The organism is Streptomyces sp. NPDC001880, from assembly GCF_053594575.1.
This window is the reverse complement of the sequence record NZ_JBSFET010000036.1, coordinates 56,053-65,871: the sequence shown is the minus strand read 5'-3', so window position 1 is coordinate 65,871 and position 9,819 is coordinate 56,053. Positions and strand designations below refer to the sequence as shown.

Below are 9,819 nucleotides of genomic sequence, written 5' to 3'. Positions count from 1 at the left end.
CCGCGTTCTGCTCCAGCCGGGCCGCCACGTTCACCGTCTCGCCCGAGATCAGTGCCTGCCGGGTGCTGGCGTCGGAACTCGCCACCACCTGACCGGTGTTGACGCCGATCCGGATGTCGAGCCGGATGCCCAGGGTGGCTTGGAGGTCAGTGTTCAGCTCCGCCAGCGCCTCGCGCATGCCGAGCGCCGCGGCGAGCGCCCGCCGTGCGTCGTCCTCACGCATCACCGGCACCCCGAACACCGCCATCACGGCATCGCCGATGAACTTCTCCGGAGTGCCGCCGTGCGCCTCGATCCGCTCGCTCATCACCGCGAAGTAGCGCAATGTCACGGTGCGCAGGGTCTCCGGGTCCAGCAGCCCGGACAGCGCCGTGGAGCCCACCAGATCGCAGAAGACCGCGGTGACCAGCTTGCGTTCGTCCTCCGGCGCCGCGGGGACGGGGGACGGGCACGGGGTGCCGCAGGACGGGCAGAACCGTGCGGCGGCGGGCAGTCCGTGCCGGCACGAGGTGCAGTTCATCAGGGCTTCCTCTCTGTCAAGGGACCCGGGCGGCACCCGGGTCGGAAGAGGGCGCCGCCCCGAGTGCGGGGCGGCCTCAGAAGAGGGCGCCGCCCGCGATCTCGCCGTGCGCCTGCACCTCGGGCCCCACGGCGTCGAGCCGGCTCTTGATGTCGAGCAGCACCGTGAGTTCCTCCGGTGCGAGGTCGTTGAGCACCTCGCGCTGTTCGTCGGTGAGCAGATCGACGGCGAAGCCGGCGCCGTACAGCACGGTGAGCCGGTCCGGTGGTTCGGTCATGTCGGGCCTTCCCTCGGGACGGACCGCCCGGCTCCCCGCACCGGCGGCGCCGGTCCGGTGCGCCCGAGCCGGACGAACAACTGGGTGAGCGCGTCCGTGGTGTGCAGGGCGCTGACGGCGACGGCCGTCTCCTGGGCCCGCGACAGCGGCAACCGGTCGAGCAGCGCGTGCAGTTCGCCGGCGTGGCCGTCGTCCAGCCGCGCGTGCTCGTGCACGGTGCGGAAGGCCGGGGCGGGCAGTCCGGTCGAGCGGGCCAGCCGGGGCGCGAGTCCGGCGGCCGGGGCGTGCCCCTCCAGCACCGCGATGTAGCCGAGCAGCGCCACCGGGTGGTGGTGCTCGATCCAGTAGTACTGGGCCCCTGCCAGGGAGGCGACGAGCGGGGAGGGGACCGGGTCCAGTGCGGCCCGGGGCCCGCTGCCCGCCGCCGCCAGGTCCTCCAGCAGCCAGGTGTCGTGCTCCGCCTCCTCCCGGATGTGCTCGTCCAGGTAGGCGGCCAGCGGCGCCCCCAGCGGATCGCCGCGACGGGCCAGCAGCCCGGCCCGTTCGGCGGCACGTTCCATCAGCGGTACGGACGCCCGGATGACCGTGTGCATCGCGCACAGGTACGCCCGATAGCGGGGCAGCAGCCCCTCGGACCGCCACAGCGCGGCCGACGAGGCGCGCAACGCCGGTTCGGCGAAGGCGAGTTTGACCCGTAGCCGCTCGGAGGCCGACAGCCCGCGCCCGCCGCCGCGCGCCCCCGGGACGCGCACGGCGGCCGGTGCCGGGCGCGGCGCCCCGGACGCTTCCCCGGTACGTCCCGGCGGCCCCGCGACGGGGTTCACGACCGGGCGCCTTCCGTCGCCGGACGCGGATCGCCCCCGTTGCCCGGGGCCGCCACCAGACCGGCGTACGCGGCGCAGCCGTGGCGTCGTACCAAGGCCACCGGACCCTGGTCGTGCTGGCGGCGGGCGGCGGTCAGATCGAGCAGCGCGCCGGCGGCGCCCGAGGCCAGGGTGTCGGCCGCCGCGACCACCTCCGGCAGCTCGCCCAGCCGTCGGCAGTCCCCGCAGTAGGAACCGGCCGGGGTACCGGGTGACCAGCGCTGCCGCAGATGGGCCGGGCCGACCGTACGGACCAGGCGCAGCAGCGGCGAACCGAGCGTCCGCGCCCGTACCGCGGACCAGTCGTCCACCGCGACATGGCCGAGCCGCAGATGGGGCGGTACGGGGCGGCGGTCCACGGTGTCCTGGTTGCAGCAGGCCACGACCGTGCCGTCGAAGGCGACCACCGGCCAGGCGGCCATCGCGCACGGCAGTGCGCCCTCGCCGTCCGGCATGGTCCGGGCCGGACGTGCCCAGGACGCCGCCCGGCCGAACGGCCGCACCTCGTTGACCAGCGACGGCACCGTGCCGCCGAAGGTCCGGCCGATGTCCGCGGTGACGTCCGCGAGATAGCCGTCGTCCTCCCCGGTCCCGGTGAGATGGAAGCTGACCGCCACTCCCAGCTCGCGGATCTCGCGCACCGCGCGGAACACCGCGGCCCGGGGCACCTCCCGCTCGTGCGGCAGGTCGAGGCTGGCGGAGAAGTGGTCGAGCGTGCGCACCGCCCGCCGCACCGGGTCCGGGAGTCCGCCGGACCGGGCGAAGAACATGCCGCTGAGCAGCGCGGTCCGGGTTCCGGCGGCCCGCGCGGAGCGGGCCAGCGAGGCCACCAGGCCCGGCCGGAGCAGCGGTTCGCCCCCGGTCAGCATCATCACGTCGGGCCGGTCGGCGGCGGTGAACGAGGAGACGAACCGCTCCAGCACGTCCGCCTCCGGCTCCTCCCGCACCATCGGCCCGGAGCCGGTGGAGCAGTGGATGCAGCGCAGCGGACAGCGGCGGGTGAGGGTGACCAGCACTCCACCGGCCGGGACCGGCCGCAGTCCGATGAGTTCGGCGAGCTCCATTCGGCCGTCTCCTTCGGGCGTAGGGCGTAGGGGCGCGGGAAGCGGCCGCTGTGCGCCGGTACGACGTTCGTTCCGGGCCCACGGGCCCGGGCAGGCGGCCAGCGCGTCCGCCATGCGCGGGTACAGCGTCCCGCCGGGCGGTTCGGCACCGGTCCGAAACCGGTTCGGAACCGGTATGGCCGCAGGCCGGACAGTGCCCGGCGGCCCGTCACCGGGCTCGCGAACCGCCCGCACGGCCCCGTCCACCCCCGGTGAACTGCCGCGATACCGCTGCCATACCGGCGTCGAGCCGTTTGCCAGGCCGGGGCTCCTAACTTTCTGGTCAGCGGCAGGCACCCGCCGGCCGCAACCGGAAGAACCGGGGTCCGCCCCGGAACGACCGGAGACCGCAGAGTCATTCGAGTGGATGGAGACCACCATGGCTGAGAACACCAAGCCCGCCGGCGACGACAACGAGACCCCCGAGGTCGAGGCGCACTCCGTCCTGGACCTCCAGGAGACCGCCGTCAACAGCGAGCGCGAGATCGACGGCAGCTGCGTCAGCACCGTGAGCCTCGTCCTCTCGGAGCAGTAAGGGCTGATGACCGGGCTGCGGCGCCACCCAGGGGAATGAACCTTCCCTCGTGGCGCCCGGCCGGCCGAAACGGGGCGGCTCCGTCACACGGAGACCGCCCCGCCTCGATTTCCGGGCCGGACCCCGCGTTCACCACGTCCCCGGCCCCTGCCGGGCCGTCGCCTTCGCCGGGCCACCGGCCGAGCCCTGTCCCCGAATCACCGACCGGGAGCCGACGATGGCCGCCTCGCTACGAAACAACCGGGACTTCCGACTGCTGTGGATGAGCGGTCTGTTCGCCGTCCTCGGCACCCAGATGACCGCACTGGCCCTGCCGCTCCTCGTGCTCCGCGAGACCGGATCGGCCGTGCAGGCCGGTGCGATCGGCACGGTGTCCGTCACCGCGGTCCTGATCACCATGCTTCCCGGCGGGGTGATGGCCGACCGGGTGGAGCGCCGCAGGCTGATGCGCCTGTGCGACCTGGGCAGTTTCTGCGTCGTCGGCGCCCTCGTCGTGGCCGTGTGGACGGGGCATGTACCGCTGCCCCTGGTGCTGCTGGTCGCGGGCGCGGGCGCCATCATCGGCAGCCTCTACGGGCCCGCCGCGTTCGGGCTGATGCGGACCGTCGTGCCCCCCGAGGACATGGGGACCGCGACCGCCCGCCTCCAGGCCCGTACCGCCACCGCGCGGCTGGTGGGGCCGATGATCGGGGGCGCCCTGTTCGGGCTGCACCCGGTCCTGCCGTTCCTCGCCGAGGCCATCGGGCTCCTGCTGTCCACGATCTGCGTGGCCCTGGTCCGCACCCGGTCCAGGTCCGATACCAGGGCCGGATCGGCTTTCAGCAAGGCCGAGTTGACCGCCGGGCTCTCGTTCCTGTGGCGGCTGCCCTACCTGCGGACCGTGCTTCTCGTCTTCGGACTCGGCATGAACTTCGCCTTCGGCGCCCTGACGTTCACCGCGCTGACCGTCTTCTCGGGCGGCGGAAGGTCCGGGCTCGGCGGCGGCACCGTCGTCACCTTCATCTCGGTCGGAGCCCTCACCGGCGCGCTCCTCGCGCCCAGGCTGCGCCCCGAACGTCACACCTGGGCGCTGATCGCCGCCACCTGCTGGTTCTGCGTGGCGAGCGCCCTCGCCATGGCCTGGGTCCGGGTCCCGCTGTTCGCCGGGCTGCTCTGCGCCGCCTGCATGTGCCTGTCCACCGTGGCCAGCATCGGCTTCCTCTCCACCCTGCTGGCCGTCACCCCCGGCGACCGGGTGGGCAGGGTGCAGAGCGCCGCCGGTTTCCTCTCCTCACTGGTCCAGCCGTTCGGGCCGCTGGCCGGGGGCGCGCTCCTCACCGCCTTCGGCAGCCGGACGACGTTCGGGGCGATCGCCGGGGTCCTCGCCGTGTCCGCCGTCGTCGTCACGTTCGCCCCGTCCGCCCGGCCGGGCCCGGAGGTGGTCGCGGCGGCGGTGTCCGCCAAGTCCGCCAAGTCCGCCAAGTCCTCCACGCCTTCAGGCTCCTTCGAGCCGGCCGGGGAAGAGGGCCGCGTGGACGGAACCGCCGGGGCCGGAACCGCCGGGGCCGGAACCGTCGAGGAAGCGGTCCCCGCGCACGGGAGTCCCATGAGCAAGGCCCCCGCGAACGATTCCCCCGCGGACGAGCACCTGGCGAACAGGGCTCCCGCGAACGATTCCCCGGCCGACGAGTCCTTCGTGAACAGGGCTCCCGCGAACGATTCCCCGGCCGACGAGTCCCTCGCACGCAGGGCTCCTGCGGACGAGGTCCTCGCGCACGGGATCCCCGAGGACCGCACCGGGGCCGGCAGCCCCCGCCCCTGACCACGAACCACAGGAGGTATGCCGTGCCCGGCATCCAGGAGACCCAGCTGTACTGCCTCGCCGACCGCCGCTACTACGAGACCCCGGCCCGGCTGCCCGACGCGGACACCCGCTACCCGCTCGACCGCGCCGAACCGCCCACCGGCTGGCGGCGCGGCACCGGCGGTCTGTGGACCGCGCTGCACCCCGCGTCCGCCGAACTGCCCGAGCAGGGCTGGAAGATCCACATCTCCACCGTCCCGGAGGAGGCCGAGCAAACCCTCGCCGACACCGCCCGCATCTGCCTGGAGCAAGGGGTGGCGTTCAAGTTCCTGCGCAGCACCCGTGCCCTGCGGCTGATGTCGGCGAAGTACATGAACCGGTCCGGCGCGGGGAAGTTCATCACCCTCTACCCCCAGGACGAACCCGCGCTCCTGAAGCTGCTCGACGCCCTGGGCGAGGCCCTGGACGGGCGCAGCGGACCGTACATCCTCAGCGACCTGCGGATCGGGAACTCTCCCGTGCACGTCCGCTACGGCGCGTTCGTCGAACTCTGGTGCCGGGACGACGACGGGGAACGGGTCCGCGCGATGCGCCACCCGTCCGGCGAACTCGTCCCCGACACCCGGGGTGTGGTCTTCCGGATACCGGAGTGGGTCACCGTCCCCGAGCCGCTGCGCCCCCATCTCGCCGCCCGCGCCGCCGCCCGCGACGACGGCTTCCCGTACGTGGTCACCAAGGCGCTCCAGTTCTCCAACGCGGGCGGCATCTACCTGGCCGAGCACCGCACCACCAAGCAGCAGGTGGTGCTCCGTGAGGCCCGGCCGCACTGTGGACTCGACCCCGCCGGCCACGACGCCGTCACCCGGCTGCACCGCGAGCACCGGGCCCTGACCCGCCTCGCCGGACTCGACTGCGTGCCTGAGGTGTACGGCGTCCGCACGGTCTGGGAACACCACTTCCTGATCGAGGAGTACATCGAGGGCACCACCCTGTTCGACGAGATCGTCGAGCGTTTCCCGCTGGTGCGCGGCGAACGCACCCCCGCCGAACTCGACGCCTACTCCCGGTGGGCGCAGTCCGTCACGGACGGGCTCGCCCGGGCCCTCGACCACATCCACGCCCGCGGGCTGCGGTTCGCGGACGTGCACCCCGCCAACGTCATCATCCGCCCCGACGGCCGTGTGGTCCTGATCGACTTCGAGTACGCCACCGATCTCGACGACCAGGACACACCGCTGGCGGGCGCCCCCGGACTCCAGGCACCGCCCGGCTTCAACAGGAGCGGGGCCGAGGCGGACGCCTACGCGCTCTGGGCGATCTGGCTGCACATCCTGATGCCGTTGACGGAGGTGGCCGACCACGACCGGGGCAAGGCCCTCACCCTGGAACGCTGGGCCCGTGCCCGGTACCGGCTGGGCCCCGACGCGGGGCCGCCGCGACCGGCCGTACTCGCCCACGGCCTCCCGGCCGACAGCGGCGAACCGACCGTGGACGCGCTGCTGCGCGGCCCGTCGCCCGACTGGTCCGGCATCCGCGAACAACTCCTCGCCGGCATCCGCGCCGGGGCCACCCCGGACCGCACCGACCGGCTCTACCCCGGCGACCTGACGGGCTTCACCACCGGCGGCGTCTGCGCCGCACACGGTGCCGCCGGAGTGCTGTACGCCCTGGACCGCGTCGGCGCCCCCGTTCCCGACGAGCACATCGACTGGCTGGCGCGTACGGCGCTGCGCCGCGCTCCGGACGCCCCCGGCGGGCTGTTCGACGGGCTGCCCGGCATTGCGCTGGTGCTGTCCCGGCTCGGCCGCCGTGAGGAGGGCCGCGAACTGCTCGACCGGGCGCTGCGGGCCCCCGCCTCGGCCTCGGCCGACCTGCTCACCGGCCGGGCGGGAACGGCACTGGCGGCCCTGCGGTTCGCCGCCGAGGGCGACGGCGGCGACGGCACGCCCGATCAGGAACTGCTCGACCGGGCCCTGCGGACCGCCTGGGAACTCGACTCGCTGGTCCGCGGCGAGGACGTCGAAGGCCTGACCGTCCCGCGCTCCGCCGGACTGCTGAGCGGCCTCTGCGGAGCCGCGCTCCTCCAGCTCGAACTGTACGGGCGCACCGGCGAGGACTGGCTGCTGGACGCCGCCGGCGCGGCACTCGCCCGGGAGGCCGGGCACTGCGTGACCATGCCGGGCGGCAGCGTGCAGGTGAAGGACGGGAAGCGCCATCTGCTCTACCTGGACCAGGGCAGCGGCGGCGTGGCCCTGGTCGCACAGCGCTATCTGGCCCACCGGGAGGACCCGGCGCTCGCCGCGCTGCTGCCCGGCATCGGGCAGGGGTGCGTCCTGGAGTTCATCCGCGAACCGGGGCTCTTCAGGGGCCGCAGCGGACTGGTGGCCACCGCCCACCAGCTCTCCGGCGGCAGGCCGGGGCCCGCGGTGCTGGACTCGGTGCGGAACCTGTCCTGGCATCTGGTCGCCGAGCAGGACCGCTTGCTGGTGCCGGGTGCCCGGCTGCGCCGCTTCTCCGCCGATCTCGCGACCGGCGCGGCGGGGGTACTGCTCGCCCTGCACACCGTGTTCGCCGCGCCGGACGAACGGCCCGACCTGCTGGACGTGCTGACGCTGGGATGACGGACGGCCACCGTCCGGCGGATCGGGGGCGGGGTCCCCGATCCGCCGGAGGGGCCCCGGGGTTACGGGTGGTAGGCCCCCGCCGGCTCCGGAACCGGCTCCGGGACGGCGTTGTGCTCGCGTGCGTACAGGCCCATCAGGCGCGGCAGTTCGTACAGCACGCAGTGCGCGGTGACCTCACCGCTGGGGGAGGACACCGCCCCGGCGTCGATCAGTGACTCCACCGCCCGCAGCGCCTGCCGTTCACCGCAGCCGAGCGCCGCCATCGCCTCCGGCAGGGTGAACGGCCCCTCCCGGACCGTGCGGGCCAGCAGGGCCAGCGCCTGCCCGCTCCCGGGCGACAGATCCTGCCAGCCGGAGGCCAGCCGGGCGCGCACCGAGATGTCACCGGCCACCAACTCGTCCAGCGCCCCGACCGGATCGGCCAGCCGTTCCGCGTACTCGGCCAGCGGCAGATGGCGCAGCACCGCCAGCCGCATCCCGCTCACCCGCACCGCCAGCGGAAGCAGCCCGCAGGCGTCGGCTATGCGCAGCGCGGCGGCCCGGTCCAGCCCCACCCGCCCCGGCCCGATCAGCCGGCCCAGCAGCGCCAGCGCCTCGGCCGGGGCCAGCGGCGGCAGCGCGATCCGGTGCACCGGTGCGAGCCCGGCCAGCTGCCCGCGCGCGGTCAGGACGAACGAACTGCCCCCGGTTCCCGGCAGCAGGGCCCGCACCGCCGCCTCGTCCGGTACGTCGTCGAGCACGACCAGCGCGCGGTGCGCGGCCAGCCAGTGCCGCCAGTGCTCCGCGTCCGTCATCGGCTCAGCCGGATCCGGACCGCCGGTCAGCCGGGCCAGCTCGCCGACGAGCACCGCGGCGGGGCGCACCGCCCCCTGTTCGTCACGGACCCGGATGTGGATCCGGCCGTCCGGGAACCGGTCCGCCAGCAGATGGGCGGCCCGCACCGCGAGTGCCGTCTTCCCGGTCCCGGCGGCACCGGTGACCGCCACCACCCGGCCGCTCTCCGTGCCCAGGACGTCCAGCAGTTCCCGCAGTTGCTCGCCCCGGCCGGTGAAATCGGGTACGTCGGCGGGCAGCACGGCCCGCAGCGCGGGGGCCCGGCGCGTCGGAGCCGCGTTCCTCGGCCGGTCCGCGGCGTCCCTGCCGGTCAGCATCGCGCGGTGCCGGGCGGCGATGGCCGCCCCCGGCTCCAGCCCCAGTTCCCGTGCCAGCAGCTGGCGGTAGTCGTCGTACACGGCGAGCGCCTCGGCCCGGCGGCCGGTCCGGTGCAGGGCGTCCATCCACGCCGCCCGGATGCGTTCGCGCGACGGATGCCGTTCGGCGAGGTCCCGCAGCCCGTCCACCACGGCGGGCGCCCGCCCGAGTGCGATCTCCGTCTCGGCCCAGTCCTCGTGCACGGTCAGACACCGGGCCTCCAGCCGCTCCGCCTCCGCGGCCACCTCCGGCGAGTCGCGCAGATCGTGCAGCGGCGGCCCCTGCCACAGGTCCAGCGCCCGGCGCAGCAGACCGGCGGCGGCGCGCTGATCGCCGTCGTCGGCGGCCCGGCGGCCGGCCGCGGCCAGTGACCGGAAGCGCAGGGAGTCCAGCTCGTCCTCGCCGACCCGCAGCAGATAGCCGCCGCAGGAGTGCACCAGCCGTTCCCCGCCACCGCCGTCCGGCCCCTCGGGACACCGTGCGCCGAGCAGCGTCCGGGCGGAACTGATGTACACCTGGAGGTTCTTGCGTGCCGTACGGGGCGGCGCGTCCGGCCACACCGCGTCGGTGAGCACGTCCACCTGCACCGGTGTGTTGGGCCGGCTGAGCAGCATGGCCAGGACCAGCCGCTGCTTGCGCGGACCGAGGAGCAGCGGTCGCCCGTCCAGCTGCCCGGAGAGCGGGCCGAGGACCGAGAGGCTCAGCGCACCGGTCGACGGTGCGCGGGTGGGGAGTCGGGTCATGGACGGGCCTCCGAAGAACCGGGGGACGGGGGGCGGCGGGCTGCCGGTCACACCCCTGGATGGTCCGCCGAGGGCAGCGGCCCCCACATCGGTGCCGGACCCGCATGTTCCGTACCGGCACCCGACCAAATCCGCCCCGCGCCCCCATGTTGGGCCCGGGTACCCGTCATCCGTACCCGG

Annotated in this window: 8 protein-coding genes and 1 pseudogene; 4 read left to right on the top strand and 5 right to left on the bottom strand. The window is 74.6% G+C overall.

Translation table 11 applies throughout. The annotated features are described in order from the left end of the window. From ACWCQ6_RS20615 to ACWCQ6_RS20600, 4 genes are all read right to left on the bottom strand, one after another. Positions 1-520, bottom strand: a 520-nt coding sequence (locus ACWCQ6_RS20615) for an adenylate/guanylate cyclase domain-containing protein (protein ID WP_451091141.1), incomplete at its 3' end; no start/stop codon positions are given. 76 nt (positions 521-596) lie between these two features. Continuing rightward, positions 597-797: an aroma-sacti cluster domain-containing protein gene (locus ACWCQ6_RS20610; protein ID WP_451091139.1), complete on the bottom strand. Its 201-nt coding sequence runs from the start codon at positions 795-797 to the stop codon at positions 597-599. Then, a complete protein-coding gene (locus ACWCQ6_RS20605) occupies positions 794-1,513 on the bottom strand; it encodes an iron-containing redox enzyme family protein (RefSeq protein WP_451091147.1) in 720 nt (239 codons plus the stop codon). Before ACWCQ6_RS20605 ends, ACWCQ6_RS20610 begins: the two co-directional genes overlap by 4 nt. Positions 1,514-1,617: 104 nt before the next feature. After that, positions 1,618-2,724, bottom strand: a complete 1,107-nt coding sequence (locus ACWCQ6_RS20600) for a radical SAM protein (protein ID WP_451091137.1) — start codon at positions 2,722-2,724, stop codon at positions 1,618-1,620. A 418-nt stretch (positions 2,725-3,142) separates the two neighbouring features. On the opposite strand from ACWCQ6_RS20600, the gene ACWCQ6_RS20595 reads away from it, so the two are divergent. The 4 genes and pseudogenes from ACWCQ6_RS20595 to lanKC all read left to right on the top strand — a co-directional run bounded on the left by ACWCQ6_RS20595 (position 3,143) and on the right by lanKC (position 7,702). Continuing rightward, complete coding sequence (locus ACWCQ6_RS20595) at positions 3,143-3,298, top strand: hypothetical protein (RefSeq protein WP_451091135.1); 156 nt, start codon at positions 3,143-3,145, stop codon at positions 3,296-3,298. 217 nt (positions 3,299-3,515) lie between these two features. Further along, positions 3,516-4,887 (top strand): annotated as a pseudogene (locus ACWCQ6_RS20590) (MFS transporter). Beyond that, positions 4,884-5,099 (top strand): hypothetical protein, encoded by a 216-nt coding sequence (locus ACWCQ6_RS20585; protein ID WP_451091133.1) that lies wholly within the window; start codon positions 4,884-4,886, stop codon positions 5,097-5,099. The pseudogene ACWCQ6_RS20590 and the gene ACWCQ6_RS20585 overlap by 4 nt, the downstream one beginning before the upstream one ends. Before the next feature lie 23 nt (positions 5,100-5,122). Further along, positions 5,123-7,702 (top strand): class III lanthionine synthetase LanKC, encoded by a 2,580-nt coding sequence (gene lanKC, locus ACWCQ6_RS20580; protein ID WP_451091131.1) that lies wholly within the window; start codon positions 5,123-5,125, stop codon positions 7,700-7,702. A 62-nt stretch (positions 7,703-7,764) separates the two neighbouring features. Here lanKC and ACWCQ6_RS20575 read toward each other — a convergent pair whose 3' ends face one another. Next, entirely contained in the window at positions 7,765-9,639 is a 1,875-nt protein-coding gene (locus tag ACWCQ6_RS20575; RefSeq protein WP_451091129.1) for a BTAD domain-containing putative transcriptional regulator, read from the bottom strand. Positions 9,640-9,819: the final 180 nt, after the last annotated feature.

Excerpts from the sequence above, each read along its gene's own strand:
- ACWCQ6_RS20610 (WP_451091139.1), bottom strand. The coding sequence starts at position 797 with ATGACCGAACCACCGGACCGGCTCACCGTGCTGTACGGCGCCGGCTTC.
- ACWCQ6_RS20600 (WP_451091137.1), bottom strand. The coding sequence starts at position 2,724 with ATGGAGCTCGCCGAACTCATCGGACTGCGGCCGGTCCCGGCCGGTGGA.
- ACWCQ6_RS20595 (WP_451091135.1), top strand. The coding sequence starts at position 3,143 with ATGGCTGAGAACACCAAGCCCGCCGGCGACGACAACGAGACCCCCGAG.
- ACWCQ6_RS20585 (WP_451091133.1), top strand. The coding sequence starts at position 4,884 with ATGAGCAAGGCCCCCGCGAACGATTCCCCCGCGGACGAGCACCTGGCG.
- ACWCQ6_RS20575 (WP_451091129.1), bottom strand. The coding sequence starts at position 9,639 with ATGACCCGACTCCCCACCCGCGCACCGTCGACCGGTGCGCTGAGCCTC.